Origin of the sequence: Capnocytophaga sp. oral taxon 326 str. F0382 (genome assembly GCF_000318295.1) — a bacterium.
GTDB lineage: Bacteria > Bacteroidota > Bacteroidia > Flavobacteriales > Flavobacteriaceae > Capnocytophaga > Capnocytophaga periodontitidis.
In genome coordinates, this window is sequence record NZ_KB291398.1 from 59098 (window position 1) to 81845 (window position 22748).

Below are 22748 nucleotides of genomic sequence, written 5' to 3' on the forward strand. Positions count from 1 at the left end.
TCTATGCTTAACTTATATACAACAAACATCGAAACCCTTTCTATCCATAGGGTAGGCAACTTGAGTAAAGGGGAACCTATTTTCTTTTCTGAAAAACCTTATGCGTTAAACGACGAAATTATAGGCTTGCTAAAAGAGTATTTCTTCAAACCTTTTCGTGAAAAAGAAGAAAACTACTTCCATTTTGTACACGATGCCGATGTAGAATTCAATACTCTTTATCAGCTGGTAACCCCTATTTTTGAGGACGAAAGTACAATTCACGAACAATCAGGGAAAATTGCTCAACACTTGTACAACCAATCTAATCATCCTCATATCAAAAGTGGAGAAGTCTATATAGCCCTTTTGCACGATACTTATTTGGATAATGAAAAGGTAAAAGCTGTTGGTATTTTTAAATCTGAGGTAAAAAATAGCTTCCTACAGTTTGAAGAACAAGGTAACCAGTTAGAAATGATTATCCAAGAAGGTGTAAACATCCATCGCTTGGATAAAGGTTGTATCATTTTCAATGTAAATAAAGAAGATGGCTACAAAATACTTTCTATTGATAGCAATCGCTACGATACTAAATATTGGTTAGAAAACTTTCTAAACGTCGATGCTTTGGTCGACGATAACTTCTATACTAAAAAATACCTCAAGTTCAGCCAAGATTTTGCAAAAGATGTAATCTTGCCCGCCGAAGATAAAAAAGAAGAAGTACTTTTTATGAACCGCGCTATCAACTACTTCGCTAAAAATGATGATTTCGAAGAAACCTCATTTATGAATGAAGTATTTGAAAATCCTCAATTAATACCTGAGTTCAAACACTACAAAGTAGAAAAAGGCCCTAAGTATCAAATAGAAGATGTATCTACCTTTCCAATCGCTAACAAAGCTGTCTCCGATGTACGTAAAAAAATTAAAAACGTAATCGATTTAGATACAAATATCCAAATACGTATGGACTTCATCAATCCCGAATCTGCCGATAAGTTCATAGAAAAAGGTTGGGACGAGGAAAAGCAAATGTATTACTATTTAGTGTACTTCAACAAAGAACAAAAAGGTTCATAAAAATAACCTCATCAAAAATAAAATGGCATATAGTTTTTTATATGCCTTTTTTTTTATACTTTTGCGTTTTAAAAACATAAAACTATGATTGACGCACATAAATTCTCAATAGGTATATTATTACCCATTGAATCTTATCAAGGGGCTATCCCTAAAATGGAAAATCAAATACAGCTAATCCAACGCGCAGAAGCCTTAGGGTATGATACTGTATGGGTACGCGACATCCCCCTCTACAACCCCGATTTTAAAGAAGTAGGTCAAATGTTTGACCCTTGGATATATTTAGCTCATATAGCTTCTCTTACATTCTCTATCAAAATAGGAATAGCAAGTGTAATTCTACCTTTACGCCACCCTCTACATGTCGCTAAAGCTTCCGCAAGTCTCGATGTATTGTTCCCTAACCGCTTCGTAATGGGAATTGCCTCTGGCGACCGTCCCGTCGAATACCCTGCTTTCAACAAACCTTTTGAATTGCGTAGCGCACACATAACCGAACATATCGAAACTCTTAAAAAATTGTGGAGTGTAGATTTCCCTACTTACAATAATGATTATGGTACCCTAATGGACAAAGTAGGTGATGTACTCCCTAAACCTATCCATAAAAATATCCCAATCTATGCCACTGGTCACATCGGTGGTATAAACCTCAATTGGATAGCTAAACACACCGATGGCTGGATCTACTATCCCCGTGATTTCTCTTTCCAAAAAAAAATCGTAGAAGATTGGCACGAAGCTCTCAAAAATGAAGGCGAACCTGCTAAACCTTATATACAACCCGTATATATCAACCTTATGGAAAATCCTAATTTTGAACCTCAAACTATGGACTTAGGCTTCCGCCTCGGGCGTAATTACCTCATCGATATGTTCCAAGAACTCAAAAAAATAGGAATAAATCATATTATGCTGGTACTCAAATATTGCAGCCGCCCAGCTGGTGAGGTACTCGAAGAAATCGGAAAAGAAGTATTGCCTCAACTCAAATAAAAACGATGAAAAGACTCTTTTTTATACTGTGTTTCTATGGATTCTTCACTGAAGGATATACCAATGACGGCGCTTTCTATATGGCAGGTAACCAACTCGTCCCCATCAACGAAACTGATATTTCAGTAAAAAAAGAAATTTTGTATATCAAAAAAACTGAAGAATTTGCAGAAGTATCAGTGTATTACGAGTTTTTCAATCCTAAAGAAACAAAAGAAATCGTAGTAGGGTTTGAGGCAGGAAGCCCCAGTGGTGCTGTAGATGGAGCTCCTATCAATGGGCATCATCCTTATATGTTTGATTTTACGGTATCGCTTAACGGTAACTTTTTATCTTATCAAGTAGCTTATGTAGCGGATTCTCTTTATGCTAAAAATGGGAAGGTAGAGAGTATAGACTTGAAGACTTTTAAAGGAGAAACCAGTGGTAATGATATTGATTTTATGTATGTTTATCATTTCAAGGCAAAATTTAAAAAAGGGAAAAACATTGTAAAACATACTTATAGATATAAACTATCAAGAGGAGTATGTTATTATTACGACTTTAATTACGTACTTACGGCTGCCAATCGCTGGGCTAACAAGCAAATCGACGATTTTACCCTGATCTTGGATATGGGTGATTTCCAAACAGCTTCTATCCGTAAAACTTTCTTTAAAAACACTAATGAATGGACTTTCAACGGAATAGGAAAAATAACTGAAAATCCCGATTATACTAATTTTTATATCCAGCAAGGTATTTTAGTATTCGAAAAGAAAAACTTTGTACCTAAGGGAGAGCTTTCCGTAGAAGAAGAAAGTTCCTACTGTCGAGAAGCAGGAGGTAATCAAAAGTTTATTTTTTCATTAGGAAAAAACCGAGAATTAGGCGACCCTACCGAGAAAACTCCTGAAGAAAAACGCATTATCAGGAATCTGCCATTTGCACGACGTGGGTATATATTTAAGGATAAAACTTTGCAAGATGTTTTCAAAACAGAAGATTGGTATCAACCCAACCCTTCCTATGTACCCGAAATTGAAGCCCTTACTGAAGAGGAAAAACAACTCATTAAAACATTTAAATAACACCTTTTATTATGACCATTACTCAATATCAATATGTCTTAGCAGTAGCCAAATACAAAAATTTTACTACCGCCGCCGAGCATAGTTTTGTTACTCAACCTACCTTGAGTATGCAAGTGCAGAAATTAGAGGAGGAATTGGGAGTTACTATTTTCGACAGAAGTAAAAAACCTCTACAGGTTACTGAAATAGGTGAACAAATTATCAAACAAGCCCAAATAATCGTAAACGAAGCTGGGCGAATGAACGATATCGTCGCTCAACAAAAAGGCTATATAGGAGGCGAATTTCGTGTCGGAATTATCCCTACCGTCTCCCCTACCCTATTGCCTATGTTCCTTACTAATTTTATTAACAAATATCCTAAAGTTTGCCTGAAAATCGAGGAACAAACAACCGAAAATATCTTAAAAAAAATTGAAGATGGTAGTTACGACGCCGCTATTTTAGCTACCCCTCTACAGAATTCATTAATCGTAGAACGTCCCTTATATTATGAACCTTTTGTCGCTTACATTCCTGTAAACCACCGCCTCCAAAACTCTAAAACTATCTACTCTGAAGATTTAGATATCAACGATATTTTAATGCTTGAGGATGGTCATTGCTTTAAGGATAGTGTACTCAATATCTGCAACCAAGATGTAATCGATTCTAAAGAACACTTCCAACTAAAAAGTGGTAGTTTTGAAACTTTAGTGCGATTAGCTAACGAAGGCTTAGGAATGACCCTGTTACCCTATCTACACTCTTTGGAACTGAAAGAGGAAGAAAAGAAACGCATTCACTATTTCGCCGAACCCTACCCCGCTCGCGAAATTAGCTTAGTTTATCACAAAAATGAACTAAAATTACAAATCATAAAAGCTTTACACGATACTATAGCTGGGGTAATTCGCGGAGCTATTGTTTTCCAAAATGTAAAAATTATTAGCCCAACAAGAGAAAGGCACACAATTTGATAAAGACAGAAGTTAAAAATTAAAAAAAATAGAAAAAACCATTTTATGATGAAAAATATTTCAGCAGCATTATTTTTATTATTTATCTCATTCGCTTCTTGCAGCTTTACAAGCAAGAAGTTTGACAATCCTAATAAGGATAAGGACACTGTGCTATTAGAAATTATTGAGCACGTGCTCGAAAATGCTCATTTTAGTCCCGTGAAAATGGACGACTCTTTCTCTAAAAAAGTCTTCGATAGCTATCTGAAAAATATCGACGGACAAAAACGCTATTTTCTCCAATCCGATATCAATGAGTTCAAAAAATATGAAAACCGTTTAGATGATGATTTAAAAAAAGGTGACATCTCTTTCTTCAACCTTTCTTATAATCGTCTCAAACAGCGTATGAAAGAAGCTGAAGGAATTACTAAAGCTATCTTCGCTAAACCTATTGACCTCAATAGCAATGAAACTATCAATACCGACTACGATAAATTGCCTTTTGTTAAAAGTAAAGCCGATTTACAAACTCGTTGGAAACAAGTGATTATTTTCACTACTCTTTCTACTTACATTACTAAACAAAAAGAAGAAGTAACTAAGAAAGAAAAAGATGCTAAATATCAGCCTAAAAGCAATCAAATACTCAAAAAAGAATCTATAGAGTCTACTCAAAAAACATTGGCTGATATGTATAGTATGTACAACGATATTACACGTGAAGAGTGGTTCGCTATGTTCGTAAATGCTATAACCGAAACTTTTGACCCTCACTCTAACTATATGGCACCCGACATCAAAGAAGGTTTCGACCGTGATATGTCTGGCAAATTCGAAGGTATTGGCGCTCAATTACAAAAGAAAACTGATGGTATAGCTATTACTAATGTGATTTTGGGAGGACCTGTTTGGAAAGGTAAACTCTTGGAAGTAGGCGACCAAATCCTAAAAGTAGGTCAAGGCGCTGCCGAACCTGTTGATGTCGTAGGAATGCGCTTAGATGATGCCGTTAAACTTATCAAAGGTCCAAAAGGTACCGAAGTGCGCCTCACTGTAAAACGTGTAGATGGAACTATCGAAGTAGTACCTATCATCCGAGATGTAGTAGAAATCGAAGAAACTTACGCCAAATCAGCTGTGATTACTGCCAATGGCAAACGTTACGGCCTCATCAATCTACCTAAATTCTATATTGATTTCGAAGATGTAAACCGTCGCAATGCCGCTACCGATGTAGCCCTCGAAATTGAAAAACTTAAAAAAGAAAATATTGATGGCTTAATTGTCGACTTGCGTTCCAATGGCGGTGGCTCCCTAAAAACAGTAGTCGATATAGGAGGTCTATTTATCCCTAAAGGCCCCATCGTACAAGTAAAATCATCACGTGGTAGTCGTGACGTTCTCTCCGACAACGACCCTAAAACTCAATGGGATGGCTCTTTAGTAATCCTTACCAATGAACTTTCCGCTTCAGCTTCCGAAATCCTAGCAGCTGCTATGCAGGATTATAAACGCGCTATTATCATAGGCGGTAAACAAACCTTCGGTAAAGGTACCGTGCAAAGCTTCGTAGACCTAAATGAGTTCCTTCGTCAAAACAATTACGGCGACCTTGGAGCTTTGAAAATCACTATCCAAAAATTCTACCGTATCAACGGAGGCTCTACCCAACTCAAAGGAGTTGAAAGTGATATTGTTGTACCCGATAAATACAAATATATCGATATAGGTGAACGTGATATGCCTAACGCTATGCCTTGGGATAAAATAGAACCTGCTAAATACACTCCTTGGGCAAACAATGCCAATTTTAATATGGCTATTGAAAACAGTAAAAAACGTATTAGAGAAAACGAATATTTAAAACTGATAGATGAAAATGCTCAATGGGTAAAACAACAACAAAAAGATTATGTTTTCCCACTCAACTATGAAGCCTACAAAAAAGTAATCGACAAAAACGAAGAGCAAGCCAAAAAGTTTAAAGCTATCAGCGACTATAAATCTAACTTAAAATTCTCTTCTGTAGCTTCCGATGAAGCTAAAATTAAAAACAGCGAAGAGTTAAAACTTCGTCGTGATCGTTGGCACGAAAGTCTTGAAAAAGACGTCTATATAGATGAAGCTGTAAAAGTGTTAGAAGATTTGAACAAATAAAACAATAACTAACAGATTATAAAAACATTGGTGAAGAATACCTTTACCAATGTTTTTTATTTTTGGGTATATGAGAAAATTGTCATACCTTTGCACTACAATCTTACTCTTTAGTCAAATTAAAATGCATTTTAAAATCTTCATTGTTATATATCTATTCTGCGTTGCGTACACACAGGCACAGCAACCAGATAGCCTTTCTCAACAAGAAATTTACAAAGAGTTAGAAGCTATCAAACAATTCCGCCAGAAAGATTCCGTACGCATTGCAATGCTATTAAACAAAATACAACTACTCATAAATAACGACAAACATACATCTTCAATTACTAATTCCTCCACTACTAATGAAAAAGAAATGGAAAAACTACGCAATAAAATGCGTGGACGACCTATTGTTTTTGAAAAAGATACCTTATACTATCTCTATACTTCCTATGGACCTTATGATATTGATACTCGCGTAAAATATATAGAAAATAAACTCAAAGAATTATATAACGACCCCTCTTTCGCCGCCGATTCTATCAAAATAAAACCTAATGGCGACTACCTATCAGTAATGTATAACGAAAAAATCATCACTCGTGTTACAATGGTAGATGCGCTCTGGGAAAATAGCTCCCAAACTGAATTAGCTCAAAGATATGCTAATGTAATCAAAAATACAATTGTAAAATATAAAGAACAAAATAGCCTAAAAAGCATCCTAATCCGCTTGGCTGAATTGTTATTAGTACTCTTCATCGCCTTTGTACTTGTATGGGCGATCAACCGATTGTTTAATTTCTTAAAAAAAATAACGCTCAACTCCGAACACCGCTCCCTCACAGGTATCCGCATTAGAAATTACGAATTTATCAAAAAACAAGGAATTGTAAAAGCTTTAGTGAAATTACTTGCTATATTGCGTATCATATTCTTGCTTTTCTTGTTAATAACTATTATACCTCTGATTTTCGATATCTTCCCTTCTACTCAATACTTGTCTAAAATCATAGTACAATGGATTTCTGAACCTATAAAAAACGTCGGTATAGCAATTATTGGATATTTGCCCCATTTATTCTATATTGTCATTATTGTAGTCATTACACGCTACGTATTGAAAATATTGCGCTTTTTTGCTTTAGAAATAGAAAGAGGTATCTTAAAAATAAAAGGCTTTCACCCCGAATGGGCTCATACTACTGATTGGATTAAATCTGGAGAAATTATAGGAGCTGTGATAGAAAAAAACGCCTTAGTAACAAGATTGAAAACTATTAATAACGAAGATATTACCATCCCTAATTCGGCTATCTTGAGCGGTGCAACTATGAACTTCACATCTATAGGCAAAGAAATAGGCTTAGCGCTAAATGTACAAGTAAAAGTACGCTATGATTATTCTGATAATTTAGTGGAAGAACTCCTTATAGAAGCTGCTCTGAAACCCAATGGTATTTCTCCTAAACCACATCCTTACATTTTTCAAATTTCTCTTAATGAACTAAATGCTATTTATGAGCTCAATGCTTATACTTTCCACCCCGAAAATATGTATTTTATAAAATCTGATCTAACTAAAAATATCCAAAGTACTTTTAGGCAAGCTAATGTGGAGATATTCTCAACACAATACGTAGAAATTAAAACTCCCTTTTCAAATACTAAAAAACAAAATTCATAATGAAGCAACGACTGATATTTATTGATGTAATACGCGCTTATGCCATTTGTATGATGTTACAAGGGCACTTTATCACTGCCTTACTCGCTGAACGATATTGCGACGAAAATAACCCTTACTATTATATTTGGCATTATTTTACAGGTATTACAGCCCCTGTATTCCTTACTATTTCTGGATTTATTTTTACCTATTTACTCATTCGTGAAGGCGAACGCAGTGGTGTAGGACTTAAGAACCCTCGTGTAAAAAAAGGAGCAAAACGCGGATTAATGCTTATAACCGTAGCGTGTATTTTGCGGAAAAGTATCTATTTCGTAGATATCTTGCATTGTATAGGGTTAGCCCTCATCATAATGGTAGGACTCTACTTATTAGCTCGGAATCACGTAAGGCATTTCCTTCCTACAATGCTCATCAGCATTACTTTACTACTTTTCACCTTCAACGAGACCTATAACCAATATGAATACTCTTGGTTACCCCAAGTGGTAGCTAATTACTTTACTCCAAAATATGGTACTTTCTTTACTATTTTTCCTTGGTTAGGTTTTGTAACCTTAGGAGGCTTTATGGGATCGTTATTTTACTATTACAGAAACGCCAAACATTTATATACAGTATATACACTACTACTTATTGGCATCGGAGCTATTTTTCACTTTCAATATCACACTTTCCATTTCCTATATAGCATTACTGGTTGGAATCACTTTGAAAGTTTAGCACGAAATGGTTTTCTTTTCTTGAGAATGGGCGATACTCTCTGGACGTTTGCAGTATTTGTAATCTTGCGAAATATACTTACTGCGCAATTCTTGCAACGTATCGGGCAAAATACTCTTTCCATTTACATCATTCATAGTATTGCGCTTTATCACTTTATTCCATATTTCAACTTAGACCATTATTTTCATAAGAGCTTCAACCCTACCCAAGCAGTAATAGGTGCTATTCTCTTTGTGATAACTGTGCTCATTGTATCGTTCTACTATCACAAATTTAGTAAATACATAAAAGAAAAATATTCTAAAAACAACTGATAGAAAAATTAAAAGTTTTCTTACATAAATAACTTAAAACTAAATACAAATGAAAAAACTTTACATTTTATTATTCACAACATTCTTGTTAGCTTGCAATAGCAAAGAACAAGCTCAAGAACATCCCGTTGCCCCTCCTAATAGCAATATTACAGTACCAAAAGCACTACAAAATTATTACAAAGGAATTCTTTTTACTAAAAATGGAAAAGCTTTGTACGATGATTTAGCAGTACTTACCATCAGCAAACATACTAATTTCTTAAGTTATTATGATCGTCATAAGTACCTCTACAAAGCCGACGCTAGCCTTAAAAATCCTGAATATGTAGTATTGGTCTACACCGGCGAAGAGCGCTATTGGAGAGAATATAAGAGTGGTAATAATAATTATAAACCTCAAACTTTCAACACCGAACATATTTTCCCTCAATCAAAATATAGTAATGGAGATGCCAAAGGTGATTTACATCATCTAAAAGCTTGTGATAGTAAACTTAATAGCAGTAGAGGAAATATACCTTTTACCAATGGATCCGGAAGAGCTGGACGTATCAATAGCGCTTGGTATCCTGGCGATGAGTGGAAAGGTGATGTCGCTCGAATGATTATGTATATCAATTTGCGCTATAACGATAAAATCGATAATAAAATTGTAATAGGAGGTATCGAAACACTTTTAAAATGGAATGATGACGATCCTGTTTCCGACCTCGAACGCCAACGCAACAATGTAATTGAACAAGCCCAAGGCAACCGCAATCCGTTTATCGATTTTCCTCAATTAGCACGCGCTGCTTACAAAAATTACCAAGAGTAATACTATGGAAAATGAACCTCTATACACACTAAAAAAATATTGGGGATACGATAATTTTCGCAACTCTCAAGAAGCCGTGATCAAATCGGTTTTAGAAGGTAATGATACCTTAGCCTTATTGCCTACAGGTGGAGGAAAATCTATTACTTTTCAAGTACCCGCTATGATGCGCAAAGGTATATGTATAGTGGTCTCTCCATTGATAGCTCTGATGACCGACCAAGTTGAAGCGCTTAAAAACAGAGAAATACGTGCATTATCATTAGCCGGAGGTCTCTCCTACCCCGAGTTAGAACGCCTGCTAAACAACGCTCTCTATGGGCAATACAAATTCTTATACCTTTCTCCTGAACGTCTGCAACAGGAAGTCGTACGTAATTACCTCAAAGTAATGCCTATTAATCTAATAGTGATAGATGAAGCTCATTGCGTATCGCTCTGGGGCAAGGACTTCCGCCCTGCTTATTTACAGTGTAAATGGCTCAAAGAACAATTCCCTAATATACCTTTATTAGCTCTCACAGCTTCTGCTACCCTTCAAGTACAACAAGATATTTTACATCAATTAGGCATCGAGAAAGCAAATGTAATCAGTACTTCTTTAGCTCGCCCTAATATAGCTTACAAAGTATATAAAGTAAAAAGCAAATTTCATCACCTTTTACAACTGCTAAGAACAACCGAAGGTACAGCTATTATATATTTGCGAAGTAGAAATGGTTGTGTACAATTGGCGCGTTTATTAGAAAACCACAATATTTCAGCTACTTATTTTCACGGCGGGATCCCCGCTGAAGAAAAAAATAACAAACTGAGTATGTGGTTGCTAAACGACGTACGTGTAATGGTAGCTACAAACGCCTTTGGTATGGGAATCGACAAACCCGATGTCCGCTGGGTGATTCATTGGGATATCCCTCAAACCTTAGAAGATTATTTCCAAGAAGCAGGTAGAGCAGGTAGAGATGGTAACCCCGCCGAGGCCATCGTTTTCTACAATGAGGTAGATATAAAAAATGCCGAAAAACTTCTAAATGAATATCTTATAGACATTCCTTATCTAAAAATCGTTTACAGTAAACTCAATAGCTACTTCCAAATAGCCATAGGAGAAGGTACCGAAAATACCTATAGCTTCCTATTCCCCGATTTTTGTAAACGCTACAATTTATTGCCTTTAAAAACTTATAACGCTTTACAAGTATTAGATAGATTTTCTATCATTTCCTTCAACCACCATTTCTACAACAAAGTTACTTTCCAAATGAAAGCTACCCCCGAACAATTAGTGAAGTATATAACTACTCATCGGTATATCAAAAACATTACTATTTATCTTATGAGGTGCTACGAACTGATATTTCACTTCCCAGTAGAGTTAGAAATGGCTAAATTGATGGAACGTACCGAAAAATCTCACAAAGAAATTATGGGGTATTTAGAAACTCTGCACAACGATGGAATAGGCGTTTTAAAATGTGAAACTGCCGATATACAAATCATTTTCAACGTGCCTCGCGACGATGATCGCACAATCAATAGCATTGGCAAACACATCAAAGAGTATAACCACTCCAAACGATTATTGCAAAACAAAGTATATCAATACTTGGAAGATGAAAATACTTGCCGAAGTATATTCTTATTAGAGTATTTTGGCGAGAAAAATGCGAAACCTTGTGGTATATGTTCTAATTGTGTTACTCAAATGCACTCCCCTAAAACCAATAAACAAAAAATAGAGGCTGATATCCTTCAATTATTATCTTCTAAATCTTTTAATTGCAACGATTTAATAAATACACTACCCTACTCTGTTCAGCAGATTAACACTGTCTTAGACGAACTTTTTGCAATGAAAAAAATAACGTTCAACATTTTTAATGAATTGTGCTTAAAATAAAATATTTTTAATAAGATTTTGTTTTATCATATTTATTTACTAATTTTGCCGTGTTTTATCCATATTATTTGGTTTTAATACAAAAGAAGATTTTTACTATGAACGATAACTTTTCACCAAGAGTTAAAAGAATATTTACATATAGCAAAGAAGAAGCAGTACGTTTAGGGCAATCTACTGTGGGCACTGAGCATTTCATATTAGCAATACTTCAAGAAAATGAAGGTAGTGCTATCAATTTGTTACACAACTTAAATATCGATATGGAAAGACTTAGGCAAAACATCCATACCCTTACTTCAGCGCGCGGTCTCAATCCTCCTAATTTTAACGCTGTTCACTTTACCGTGCAAGCCGAAAGAGCAATGCAAGCTACATATTTAGAAGCTAAAAGAATGCAATCTGATGTGATAAATACCGCTCATTTACTATTGAGTATTTTACGCAACGAAAATGACCCTACTACAAAAGTTTTCAATAAATTAGGCCTAAACTACGAAACAGCACGCGACAGCTTTCAACCTATAGAGGACAATAATTCAAAACTTGTTACTCCCACAATGCCTACTAATGAGGTTGATGAATACGATAGAGACTATCGCTTGCCCCACGAAAGTAGAAACAATAGAAATCTACAAGGGCAAGGACAGTACAATCAACGAAAAAATACAGTATTAGATAATTTCGGTAGAGACCTAACCACACTTGCTGAACAAGGACAATTAGACCCTGTCGTAGGGCGAGATAAAGAAATAGAACGCGTATCTCAAATATTGAGCCGCCGCAAAAAAAACAACCCTATCCTCATCGGTGAACCTGGCGTAGGAAAAAGTGCTATCGCTGAAGGGTTAGCTTTGCGCATCGTACAAAGAAAAGTGGCACGCATATTGTATAACAAACGTGTTGTAACTCTCGATTTAGCCTCTTTAGTAGCTGGTACAAAATACCGAGGTCAGTTTGAAGAACGCCTCAAAGCAATAATGAATGAACTCGAAAAAAATAGAGACATCATTCTTTTTATAGACGAAATCCACACCTTAGTGGGCGCTGGAGGAGCTTCAGGAAGTTTAGATGCCTCTAATATGTTCAAACCTGCCTTGGCAAGAGGCGAAATACAATGTATTGGAGCTACTACCTTAGACGAATACCGACAGTCTATCGAAAAAGATGGCGCTTTAGAACGCCGATTCCAAAAAGTATTAGTAGAACCTACCAGTGTAGACGAAACCATTCAGATTCTTCAAAATATCAAAGCTAAATACGAAGAACACCACAATGTAATTTATACCGAAGATGCTATCGAAGCTTGCGTAAAGCTTACCAATCGCTATCTCACCGATCGCTATTTACCTGATAAAGCTCTTGATGCCTTAGACGAAGCCGGAGCGCGAATACATATTATGCAGGTAAAAGTACCTCAATATATTTTAGACGTAGAAGAACGATTAGAACAAGCTACACAAGCCAAAAATAGAGCCGTTTCTCGTCAACAGTTTGAAGAAGCTGCACGCCTTCGCGATAACGAAAAACACATCGAAAAATCATTAATAGATCTCAACAAACGATGGGACGAGGATTCTAAACTACACCGAGACACTGTAACTGCCGAACATATCGCCGATGTCGTTTCTATGATGAGTGGCATCCCCGTGAATAGAATCGCTCAAACTGAAATTAACAAACTCTCTGGCTTATCTGACGCTATGAAATCTAAAATCATAGGACAAGACGAAGCTATAGAAAAAGTCGTAAAATCTATTAAACGCAATCGCACAGGTCTCAAAGATCCTAATAAACCTATAGGTTCCTTTATTTTCTTAGGACAAACAGGTGTTGGAAAAACTCAACTTGCCAAAGTTCTCTCCAAAGAACTTTTTGACTCTGAAGATGCTATGGTGCGTATCGATATGAGTGAGTATATGGAAAAATTCTCTATCTCTCGACTCATAGGAGCACCTCCAGGATATATCGGATATGAAGAAGGTGGACAACTTACCGAAAAAATACGCCGCAAACCTTACTCTGTAGTACTCTTAGACGAAATCGAGAAAGCTCACCCCGATGTTTTCAATATGCTTTTGCAAGTGTTAGACGATGGCTTCCTAACCGATAGCTTAGGACGAAAAATCGACTTTAGAAATACCATCATCATTATGACATCTAACATAGGCGCCCGCCAAGTAAAAGAATTCGGACAAGGTGTCGGTTTTGGTACTTCTGCACGATTGGCTCAATCTGAGGCTAATGAAAAATCAATCGTTGAAAATGCCTTGAAAAAAGTATTTGCACCCGAGTTCCTCAATCGTATCGACGATGTCATCACTTTCAACCCTCTCAGTAAAGAAGACATCTTCAAAATTATTGATATTGAACTCTCTAAACTTTATTCTCGTATCAACGATTTAGGTTACCACGTAGAACTGAGTGAAAAAGCTAAAAACTTTATAGCCGATAAAGGTTACGACAAACAGTATGGAGCACGCCCTCTAAAACGCGCTATACAAAAATATATTGAAGACCCCTTGGCTGAAGAAATCGTATCTAACCAAATACACGCAGGTGACAGCATCATATTCGATTTAGATGAAAAAGGTGAAAACCTCCTTATTACTGAAAAGAACACTAATTTAATAACTTTATAACCCCTTATTTATGTACATTTTAAGACTTTTAGGACTATTTACACTACTATTTTGCTTTTCTTCTTTTACAGAAAGCATACAAAAAAATGAAAAGAGTACTACTGTGAAAGTAAGCGCTGAGAATACTCTGATAGCAAGTAAAAAACCTAAAAAGAAAACTTATAGTCCTCCTAAAAAAGGAAAAACTAAGGTAGTAGCCTCTACTGCTAAAGGTAAAAAAACACCTCCTAAACATAGGGTAGCAAGCCATAGTGCTAAAAAGAAAGCCGTAGCAAAAAACAGAAGAGCAGTAGCCGCTAAAAGAAAAACTCCTGTAAGAGGACGTGCAGTAGCTTCGAGAAGTAAGAGGTATACTCCTAAAAAAATAAGCCAACAATACGCTGAAAATATAGCTATTACTGAAGAAAATTTAGATGATGATTTAGATGAAGAAGAACTCCTTGATGAAGAAGAAATCGTAGATAATACTGATATCGCTCTTCCTGCTCTATCAAAAAGTAAAGTTGATACTAAACAACAAAAAATATTGCTCGACACTGCTTTTTCTTACTTAGGAACTCCTTACCGCCACGGAGGAGTCTCTCGTAAAGGAATGGACTGTTCTGGCTTTGTAAGTACTACTTTCAAATCTATCGCTGTACCTCTCTCTCGTTCTTCACAAGAAATGGCTACCCAAGGACGGAAAATACGCTTAGAAAATGTACAAGTAGGTGATTTATTATTCTTCAAAACTACTCGCCGAAATAGAATTTCTCACGTTGGTATGGTAGTAGATGTAGATGGTGATGTGAAGTTCATTCATTCTTCCTCTAAAAGAGGGGTCGTAATATCTTCATTAAGTGATGCTTATTACAAAAAAGCCTTTCGTATGGCAAAACGTGTGATGTGAGATTCGTAAATATTCCCATATTAACTATATTATTTGGACTCATAGGAGGGATTGCTATTACCGATATAATAGCTCCCTCTTTTTTGTTTGTTATAAGCAGTAGTCTGTGTTTGTTAGCTACCCTAACAATACATTACCTATTAGCTACCAAGCGATATGCTTTTCGTCGCGGAATTATATTCCACATAGGTCTCACTTCTGTAGCTGTAGGTATGTTAATAACGTACCTTCACACTCCTACTTATAACCCTAAACATTACACACAAAAACTAAATACCAATGAATATTACACCTTAGAAGCCGAGGTAATAGAAATCATTTCACAAACCAATTATGGTACTACTTTTAAAGCTAACCTCTTAACGGCAAACCACAACAATACCGAAGGAAAAATCTTGTGTTTTTTCCCTTCTAAAACAATTACCGATGATGTAAATGCATTAGCTCCAACCGATAGATTAATTTTTATAGGAAAATACACGCCCTTATCTCCCCCTAAAAATCCATATCAATTTAATTATAAACGATATATGGAACGAAAAGGGGTATTTGGTCGGGTAGAAGTAATAGCGTTTTCTATTGTTAAAAATAATACAGTAGATTTTATGGGAGATATTGAAAAAATGCGTTCTCATCTAACTGCTATAATCAATCAAAATTTCAATCGCGAGTCTGCCGCTCTCTTAAATACATTACTCTTAGGAAAACGTAGTGATTTAGATGAAAATATTTATCAACAATATGTAGATGCTGGTGCAGTACATATTTTAGCTATTTCGGGCTTGCACGTCGGAATTATCACGGCTATACTTCTATTACTACTGCAAAAAATGCCTAATTTGGGATTTTATCGCCCATTGCGATACTTCATCTTGTTAGCAGGATTGTGGACTTTTGCTTTAATGGCTGGGGCTTCTCCTTCTGTATTGAGAGCAACTATAATGTTTAGTTTTGTAGGGTTGGGTACCCTTATACGCCGAAAACAAGGGAGATTCGATGCTTTAATGCTCTCAATGTTATTTTTGTTGCTTATCAATCCTTATTATTTATATGATGTAGGCTTCCAGTTGAGTTATGCAGCTGTATTTTCTATAATGAAATTCTACCCTGTAATGCGCAAATGGTGGCAACCTGAAAATAAATACATCCGATGGATTTGGTCTTTATTTTTAGTAGGATTATCTGCTCAAATAGTTGTTTTGCCCATCAGTTTGTACTATTTTCATCAATTTCCTATTTTGTTCTTTGTTGCTAACTTGGTAGTAGTACCTTTGTTACAACCTATACTTATAGGAGGTATCATTGCTCTATGTTTGGGAATTTTAGGTATTTTGCCTTACCCTATAATTTTTATCTTAGAAAAATTAATAACTCTGATGAACATTTTAGTAGCTTTTATCGCACACCAAGAAATGTTTATCATACGCAATATACCTTTCACAACTCCCCTACTTCTTTCTTCTTTAGTAATAGTACTGATACTCATCATCTTTGTACATTATAGGAAATATAAAGTATTGGTAGCTCTTCTCGTTTCTGTACTTTTGTTTCAGGGAGTACTTTTCTATCACAAATACCAATTGGAAACTACCGAAGAAATGTTAGTATTTAGCAAGTATAAAGATAAGATAATCACTATTAGGCAAGGTAATAAGCTGAGTATCTATCAGGTCGATACAACTTCTATCAACCCAATGATAAACAACTACATTAAAAACAAAGGCATTAGTGATATTACACTTTACAAAATGCCCTATATATTGCGCTTCAAACAAAAAAACTACTTGCTAATGGATAGTTTAGGAGTATACCCAAAATCCAAGCAAGTAGTTATTGATAGTGTTATCTTCTTACAAAAACCTAAAATCAATTTAGATAGAATGAAGCGGGATTTATCGCTTAGGTAGTAAGGAAAGAATAATATACAATAAAATGATTATAGGAATAGCAATCATTTTTAAACTTACAAGTAGAATAACACAAAGTGCTAAAAATACATACTTCAATGCATTATTCTTAAATGAATAATCACTGAACTTCAATGCAAAGAGGGCTATTTCAGCATTCAGTAAATATGCACTCAACAATGTAATTCCTAATAAAACCCAACTATTATGCAATAAACTATCAAATAGTTCAGTTGATTGGTATTGCATTATAAGCGGTAGAGAAAGGATAAACATTGTATTAGCTGGAGTAGGAAGCCCTATAAAACCAGAAGTTTGCCGCGTATCTATATTAAAATTCGCCAATCGATAGGCTGATGCCAAAGTGATAAGAAAACCTATATAAGGTAAGTAGGCTACCCAAGTTGTTGGATTTTCTACTACGTAACTACTTTGGTTAAACAACTGAAACATCGCAACACCTGGTACTACTCCTGAGGTAACCATATCAGCTAAAGAATCTAACTGCAATCCCATTTCTGATTTCACGTGTAGCAAACGGGCAAAAAAACCGTCAAAAAAATCAAGGAAAATACCTATCGCTACAAAGAGAGCAGCCCAATCAAGTGCCCCTCTCACAGCAAAAACAATCGCTACAGTTCCGCAAAAGAGGTTTCCTAAAGTAATTAAATTAGGGATATGCTTTTTCATTTTACTTACAATCGGCATCTAAATAATCTGGAAGATATGATTGGTCTTTCTTCTCATCGCAATCAGGATAAGTAACCACTCCATAGTTATCACGTACGATTTCATCTTTAGAAGGTTTGCCATCGTGATCGTGATCAGCGTGACGAGCAGCAATAAGTCTTACTGTAAAAATTAAAGGTGAATAAGCTGGTATTTTTGCCTGACTGTTATTAAAGTAACCTAAACCTGATGGAATGAAGAACATTCCTACCCCTCCATCGGTAGGAGCGGTAAGTGTACCATCAGAATTTTGTGTGAGTTTGGTCACTGATGGCTTTAACTGAGCTACTCCTTCTCTAAATCCTCTGATAGTACCTGAAGGACGATTGGTAACAATATTTCCCAGTAAATCCATCCAATTAGATGCTGATTGAGTAGTAGTCTCATCAAATACTGTCAAGTTGAGTAACTGACCTTTATAGTTTACATATACCGAGTCGGCAATAGAAGTGGTATGGGTACTAGTACCTTCTTGTAATACCATATAGTACAAAGTATGACGAATGCGATTGTTATTGGCATCAAATACATCTAATTCCATTTTCTTCAAATTACTATTGTTAAAAATGGATTGTGAAACATTAGTTGTACTTGTAAAAGTAACAGCATCCGAAATAGCTGCCGTAGCTGAATATGTGTAAGTATGTGTTTTTAAGAATGTTTCAATAGCTTGATTGTTTTCATTCCTCACTTCTGTAACATCTCTTGGTGGTGTTACATTAGAACTGTCATTTTTCTTACAACCTATAGTTAATAGCAGAGCTATTACACTGATGCTAAATAGAATTTTGTTTGTCATATAAAATATTGTCTTATTTTTGGGGCGCAAGATACAAATTATTTCTTACTTTTGCACCTTATTGTTATTTTTAAAATTATAAAAGAATGCGAATTGATAAATATTTATGGTGTGTACGTTACTTCAAAACACGTAATATTGCTACTGAAGCTTGTAAAAAAGGTCACATCAAAGTAAATGGCGAAACAGTAAAACCTTCACGTGAGATTTATAAAAACGACCAAATAGTAGTGCGTAAAAACCAAATCAACTACCAATTAGAGGTTTTAGACATCCCCGAAAGCCGTGTGGGGGCTAAGTTAGTAGACCTTTATCGTCAAGATAACACACCTCCTGAAGCTTTTGAGCAAGCCGAAATACAAAAACTCGCTCAGGACTATTACCGCGAAAAAGGAGAAGGTCGCCCTACTAAAAAAGATCGCCGTGCTATTGATAATCTCTTAAATGATTTTCAAGAAGATGACGATTGAAATTCACTTTGTCAAAGTCCTAAAACTTTGACAAAGTGAAAAATATAATACTACAACAATGTAGGGTATTTTGCAGGATTAACTTCGTGCATTATACTGTATATCTTCTCAATGATGCTATCGGCATTAGGTTTAGAGAAATAATCACCATCAGTTGCATAAGCAGGACGGTGGTTACCTGCCGCCAAGGTTTGTGGTGCACTATCTAAATACTGATAAGCATTTTGTTCTTCCAAAATTTTCTGTAAAATATATGCCGAAGTAGCCCCAGGCATATCTTCATCAACTACTAATAGTCTATTGGTTTTCTGTATGCTCTTCACTATATCGTGACGTACATCAAATGGCGCTAATGATTGTACATCAATAATTTCAATATCAATACCCAAGGCAGCCAATTCATCAGCAACCTCACACACGATACGCAAAGTAGACCCGTAAGATACTACAGTAATATCTTTTCCTTCACGAAGTGTTTCTACTACCCCTATAGGAGTCTTAAACTCAGTGAGATTACTAGGCAACGCTTCTTTCAAGCGATAACCATTGAGGCATTCCACCACTACAGCTGGTTGATTACCCTCCAAGAGTGTATTGTAGAAGCCCGCTGCTTTCACCATATTACGTGGGGTAAGAATGTACATCCCTCTTAAAGAAGCTAACAATACACCCATAGGTGAACCCGCGTGCCAAATACCTTGTAAACGATGCCCTCTCGTTCTGATAATAAGAGGTGCCATTTGCTTACCAAAAGTGCGATAGTGCAGACTGGCTAAATCATCACTTAGTGTTTGTAATCCATAAAGAATATAGTCTAAATACTGAATTTCAGCAATCGGACGCAAACCTCGCATTGCCATACCTATACCTTGTCCCACTATAGCTGTTTCACGAATACTCGTATCAGCTACTTTTACAGCTCCGTGTTTCTTTTGCAAACCTTCTAACCCTTGATTTACATCGCCTATATTACCTACATCTTCACCAAATATCAAAAGATTAGGATATTTAGTAAGCAAAGCATCGAAATTCTCTCTCAACACAATACGCCCATCTACAAGTTCTTTTGATGTGTCATAAGTAGGAAGCACCTCTGCTATGTGAATAGGATTTTGTTCATTCTCTGTGTGGAGAAATCGACTATATTTAGGCTCATTTTCCTTTATATACTTCTTTATCCATTCTTGTAAAGGAAATATTTTGTTTTCACCCTCTGGTAATAACAATCTCAAGGCTTTTCTCGCACTACTCAACACATCTTTGCGATTAGGTAAAGCTACTTCCAAAAGAGATTTTGATAAACTCTCTACTCTTTCTTTTATAGTGTTATCGTTCGTATTGGCTAACAATGAGGAGAGAAGAACAACAAGTTCTTTTCTTTCTTGTTCAATAGGCTTAATATAAGCTTCCCAAGCCTTTTTCTTGCCTTCATTCACGCGTTTCTTAGCCTGTTGTTCTATAGCTACTAATTCTTCTTCAGTAGCGTATTTTTCAGCTAAAATCCATTTGCGCATTTTGGCAATACAGTCAAAATCTTTTTCCCACTGAAGTCGTTCAGCACTTTTGTAACGCTCGTGTGAGCCTGAAGTTGAGTGCCCTTGAGGTTGAGTAAGTTCTTTCACGTGTACTAATACAGGTATATGTTCCTCACGGGCTATTTTAGCTGCCTTTTGGTAAATGTCATACAAAGTAGGATAATCCCAACCATTAGCAACAAATAGTTCAAACCCTTTGTGTTTTTTATCGCGCACAAAACCTTTTAACGCTTCTGAAATACTTTGTTTAATAGTGTGATATTCTTTAGGAACTGAAATACCATACTCATCATCCCAAACCGACATTACTAAGGGTACTTGCATTACTCCTGCCGCATTAAGGATTTCAAAAAAGTGCCCTTCGCTGGTACTCGCATTACCAATAGTCCCCCAAGCTATTTCGTTTCCGTGGTTTGAGAATCCTTTACTTTCTGCATTAGGTAAGTTGCGATAAACTTTAGAGGCTTGTGCTAAACCTAACAATCGAGGCATTTGACCAGCAGTACACGATATATCACTACTGCTATTTTTTTGTTTTAATAAATCTTTCCAATGTCCTTCGTTATCTAAACTATGGGTAGCAAAGTGCCCCCCCATTTGGCGTCCAGCACTGGTAGGGTCTGCCTCTATGTCAGCGTGTGCATATATCCCTGCAAAGAAATTCTCAACAGTATGCACGCCGAGAGCCATCATAAGTGTTTGATCGCGATAATAACCGCTCCTAAAATCACCATCTTGAAAAGCTCTTGCCAAAGCTACTTGAGGCACTTCTTTCCCTTCTCCAAAAATACCAAATTTGGCTTTACCTGTAAGCACTTCTTTTCTTCCCATCAAGCTGCATTCTCTACTGAGAACAGCGATGCCATAGTCTTCTAAAATATTTTCTTTTTTCATCGGTTTATCCTCTTTTAATAGTTTTTTAAAAAATTAATATAGAGTGGTTTTTTTGTTTGAATAAAAATATTGCGCAAATGTAATACTTTTTTAAAAGTAAACAAAAGAAAAGTATTTTAATTTTCAATTTTAGTGATAGTTATATATACTAATGTGTTGCTCTACAAAAAGAAAAATTACAAAGAAATCATTATCTAACTACACAAAAGACACTGATACAAAAGCTCTTATATAAAAATAATATAATGACCTCAATTGTCAATTGTTAATTTTCAATTATTTCATATCTTTGCCAAATGAAATATACAATTCTTCTTTCCGTTTTTGTAATACTGTTGGTGAGTTGCCAACAGCAAAAAACTATTACTATACAAAAGAGTGATACTACTAAAAGTAGTACTACTATTCTTATGCCTATTGATAGCTCTGTTGTTACAGAAACTACCCCCTCTAACCTCAAACCTAAACTCTCGAAAAACGATAGCTTGTTAAAAATCTTGCAAGAAAAATACGGTGAGGACTACGAGAGTTACCAAAGAGCTGTACGAAAATTAGTTTTGCACCAAATGAAATATAGTATTCTAAAAAATACCTGTTTAGAAGAGTTTTACTTACAAGGATTCGCTAAGACTACTAAGGACAGTATCAAAGTGCATTTGCCTTTCAACCTTCACACTTTTGATTGTGGAGCTCCTGATTGTTATACTACCGAAGTGAGTTTTCGTCTAACAAATGAAAAAAATATTATATTCCCCGATTCACTCCCTTTTCATGAAGAACAATCGGGGTGTATGGAAAATTATCAATTCAGTGATGTTTATGAGCTTATAGAGGCAACACACAAACACGTAATTTACCATTGCCCTACAAAACGACGTACTTTGGTACTCTATTTTCCTAAAATCAAGGGCTGTTGGAGCGGTGACGCTTATTATTTTGTAGGAGTAACCCGAAAGAGATTTAATGGCAAAAACATTTATACAGTACGCGAGAATTACAATGACAATAAGCCTGAAAGTGAATGGAATAAAGTACCCTATATGATTACTAACTTCAACCGATTAGAGTACGAGTTTATGCTAAAAGAATAAATATTTTTTCACTTTTTTCATAAAAAAATTTGGAGGTTTCAAAAAAAGTAGTACCTTTGCACCCGATTTAAAAACATAAGGGTTCTTAGCTCAGCTGGTTCAGAGCATCTGCC

Annotated in this window: 17 protein-coding genes and 1 pseudogene (1 of these 18 running past the window's edge); 15 read left to right on the forward strand and 3 right to left on the reverse strand. The window is 35.8% G+C overall.

Going from position 1 to position 22748, the window contains the following annotated elements; genetic code table 11:
• Window positions 1–3: 3 nt before the first annotated feature.
• The 12 genes from HMPREF9073_RS06305 to HMPREF9073_RS06360 all read left to right on the forward strand — a co-directional run bounded on the left by HMPREF9073_RS06305 (window position 4) and on the right by HMPREF9073_RS06360 (window position 17117).
• On the forward strand, window positions 4–1065 hold the full coding sequence (locus HMPREF9073_RS06305) for a nucleoid-associated protein (RefSeq protein WP_009413153.1): 1062 nt from the start codon (window positions 4–6) through the stop codon (window positions 1063–1065).
• An 84-nt stretch (window positions 1066–1149) separates the two neighbouring features.
• The gene (locus HMPREF9073_RS06310; RefSeq protein WP_009413154.1) at window positions 1150–2064 is read left to right on the forward strand and encodes an LLM class oxidoreductase; all 915 of its coding nucleotides are present in this window, start codon (window positions 1150–1152) and stop codon (window positions 2062–2064) included.
• A 5-nt stretch (window positions 2065–2069) separates the two neighbouring features.
• Window positions 2070–3137 carry a YARHG domain-containing protein gene (locus HMPREF9073_RS06315; protein WP_009413155.1) on the forward strand — a complete coding sequence of 356 codons (1068 nt, stop codon included), beginning with the start codon at window positions 2070–2072 and terminating at the stop codon, window positions 3135–3137.
• Between the two features lie 11 nt (window positions 3138–3148).
• Window positions 3149–4099 (forward strand): hydrogen peroxide-inducible genes activator, encoded by a 951-nt coding sequence (locus HMPREF9073_RS06320; RefSeq protein WP_009413156.1) that lies wholly within the window; start codon window positions 3149–3151, stop codon window positions 4097–4099.
• 48 nt (window positions 4100–4147) lie between these two features.
• Entirely contained in the window at window positions 4148–6241 is a 2094-nt protein-coding gene (locus tag HMPREF9073_RS06325; protein WP_034555530.1) for a carboxy terminal-processing peptidase, read from the forward strand.
• A gap of 124 nt (window positions 6242–6365) precedes the next feature.
• Window positions 6366–7913 (forward strand): mechanosensitive ion channel domain-containing protein, encoded by a 1548-nt coding sequence (locus HMPREF9073_RS06330; RefSeq protein ID WP_009413158.1) that lies wholly within the window; start codon window positions 6366–6368, stop codon window positions 7911–7913.
• Window positions 7913–8956: a heparan-alpha-glucosaminide N-acetyltransferase domain-containing protein gene (locus tag HMPREF9073_RS06335; protein ID WP_009413159.1), complete on the forward strand. Its 1044-nt coding sequence runs from the start codon at window positions 7913–7915 to the stop codon at window positions 8954–8956. The genes HMPREF9073_RS06330 and HMPREF9073_RS06335 overlap by 1 nt, the downstream gene beginning before the upstream one ends.
• Before the next feature lie 49 nt (window positions 8957–9005).
• Window positions 9006–9776 (forward strand): endonuclease I family protein, encoded by a 771-nt coding sequence (locus tag HMPREF9073_RS06340; protein WP_009413160.1) that lies wholly within the window; start codon window positions 9006–9008, stop codon window positions 9774–9776.
• A gap of 4 nt (window positions 9777–9780) precedes the next feature.
• On the forward strand, window positions 9781–11679 hold the full coding sequence (locus tag HMPREF9073_RS06345) for an ATP-dependent DNA helicase RecQ (RefSeq protein ID WP_009413161.1): 1899 nt from the start codon (window positions 9781–9783) through the stop codon (window positions 11677–11679).
• A gap of 98 nt (window positions 11680–11777) precedes the next feature.
• On the forward strand, window positions 11778–14321 hold the full coding sequence (locus HMPREF9073_RS06350) for an ATP-dependent Clp protease ATP-binding subunit (RefSeq protein WP_009413162.1): 2544 nt from the start codon (window positions 11778–11780) through the stop codon (window positions 14319–14321).
• Window positions 14322–14331: 10 nt separating this feature from the next.
• The gene (locus HMPREF9073_RS06355; RefSeq protein ID WP_009413163.1) at window positions 14332–15210 is read left to right on the forward strand and encodes a C40 family peptidase; all 879 of its coding nucleotides are present in this window, start codon (window positions 14332–14334) and stop codon (window positions 15208–15210) included.
• Window positions 15207–17117, forward strand: coding sequence for a ComEC/Rec2 family competence protein (locus tag HMPREF9073_RS06360; protein WP_009413164.1), 1911 nt, complete (start codon window positions 15207–15209; stop codon window positions 17115–17117). The genes HMPREF9073_RS06355 and HMPREF9073_RS06360 overlap by 4 nt, the downstream gene beginning before the upstream one ends.
• On the opposite strand, the gene HMPREF9073_RS06365 is transcribed toward HMPREF9073_RS06360, so the two are convergent.
• A complete protein-coding gene (locus HMPREF9073_RS06365) occupies window positions 17103–17807 on the reverse strand; it encodes a phosphatidylcholine/phosphatidylserine synthase (RefSeq protein WP_034555531.1) in 705 nt (234 codons plus the stop codon). The two genes, HMPREF9073_RS06360 and HMPREF9073_RS06365, sit on opposite strands and share 15 nt — an antisense overlap.
• 1 nt (window position 17808) lies before the next feature.
• Entirely contained in the window at window positions 17809–18645 is an 837-nt protein-coding gene (locus HMPREF9073_RS06370; protein ID WP_009413166.1) for an FKBP-type peptidyl-prolyl cis-trans isomerase, read from the reverse strand.
• Window positions 18646–18731: 86 nt separating this feature from the next.
• Here HMPREF9073_RS06370 and HMPREF9073_RS06375 point away from each other — a divergent pair, with 86 nt between their 5' ends.
• On the forward strand, window positions 18732–19115 hold the full coding sequence (locus HMPREF9073_RS06375) for an RNA-binding S4 domain-containing protein (RefSeq protein ID WP_002678233.1): 384 nt from the start codon (window positions 18732–18734) through the stop codon (window positions 19113–19115).
• A gap of 50 nt (window positions 19116–19165) precedes the next feature.
• Here the strand turns inward: HMPREF9073_RS06375 and HMPREF9073_RS06380 are convergent, their stop codons facing one another.
• Window positions 19166–21544: a thiamine pyrophosphate-dependent enzyme gene (locus HMPREF9073_RS06380; protein WP_009413167.1), complete on the reverse strand. Its 2379-nt coding sequence runs from the start codon at window positions 21542–21544 to the stop codon at window positions 19166–19168.
• A gap of 296 nt (window positions 21545–21840) precedes the next feature.
• Between HMPREF9073_RS06380 and HMPREF9073_RS06385 the strand changes: the two genes are divergently transcribed.
• On the forward strand, window positions 21841–22635 hold the full coding sequence (locus tag HMPREF9073_RS06385) for a hypothetical protein (RefSeq protein WP_009413168.1): 795 nt from the start codon (window positions 21841–21843) through the stop codon (window positions 22633–22635).
• Window positions 22636–22714: 79 nt separating this feature from the next.
• A pseudogene (locus tag HMPREF9073_RS06390) lies at window positions 22715–22748 on the forward strand (it continues 56 nt past the right edge of the window).

Excerpts from the sequence above, each read along its gene's own strand:
- HMPREF9073_RS06375 (WP_002678233.1), top strand. The coding sequence starts at position 18,732 with ATGCGAATTGATAAATATTTATGGTGTGTACGTTACTTCAAAACACGT.
- HMPREF9073_RS06350 (WP_009413162.1), top strand. The coding sequence starts at position 11,778 with ATGAACGATAACTTTTCACCAAGAGTTAAAAGAATATTTACATATAGC.
- HMPREF9073_RS06345 (WP_009413161.1), top strand. The coding sequence starts at position 9,781 with ATGGAAAATGAACCTCTATACACACTAAAAAAATATTGGGGATACGAT.
- HMPREF9073_RS06320 (WP_009413156.1), top strand. The coding sequence starts at position 3,149 with ATGACCATTACTCAATATCAATATGTCTTAGCAGTAGCCAAATACAAA.
- HMPREF9073_RS06315 (WP_009413155.1), top strand. The coding sequence starts at position 2,070 with ATGAAAAGACTCTTTTTTATACTGTGTTTCTATGGATTCTTCACTGAA.
- HMPREF9073_RS06385 (WP_009413168.1), top strand. The coding sequence starts at position 21,841 with ATGAAATATACAATTCTTCTTTCCGTTTTTGTAATACTGTTGGTGAGT.
- HMPREF9073_RS06325 (WP_034555530.1), top strand. The coding sequence starts at position 4,148 with ATGAAAAATATTTCAGCAGCATTATTTTTATTATTTATCTCATTCGCT.
- HMPREF9073_RS06365 (WP_034555531.1), bottom strand. The coding sequence starts at position 17,807 with ATGAAAAAGCATATCCCTAATTTAATTACTTTAGGAAACCTCTTTTGC.
- HMPREF9073_RS06330 (WP_009413158.1), top strand. The coding sequence starts at position 6,366 with ATGCATTTTAAAATCTTCATTGTTATATATCTATTCTGCGTTGCGTAC.
- HMPREF9073_RS06305 (WP_009413153.1), top strand. The coding sequence starts at position 4 with ATGCTTAACTTATATACAACAAACATCGAAACCCTTTCTATCCATAGG.
- HMPREF9073_RS06340 (WP_009413160.1), top strand. The coding sequence starts at position 9,006 with ATGAAAAAACTTTACATTTTATTATTCACAACATTCTTGTTAGCTTGC.
- HMPREF9073_RS06355 (WP_009413163.1), top strand. The coding sequence starts at position 14,332 with ATGTACATTTTAAGACTTTTAGGACTATTTACACTACTATTTTGCTTT.
- HMPREF9073_RS06370 (WP_009413166.1), bottom strand. The coding sequence starts at position 18,645 with ATGACAAACAAAATTCTATTTAGCATCAGTGTAATAGCTCTGCTATTA.
- HMPREF9073_RS06310 (WP_009413154.1), top strand. The coding sequence starts at position 1,150 with ATGATTGACGCACATAAATTCTCAATAGGTATATTATTACCCATTGAA.
- HMPREF9073_RS06335 (WP_009413159.1), top strand. The coding sequence starts at position 7,913 with ATGAAGCAACGACTGATATTTATTGATGTAATACGCGCTTATGCCATT.
- HMPREF9073_RS06380 (WP_009413167.1), bottom strand. The coding sequence starts at position 21,544 with ATGAAAAAAGAAAATATTTTAGAAGACTATGGCATCGCTGTTCTCAGT.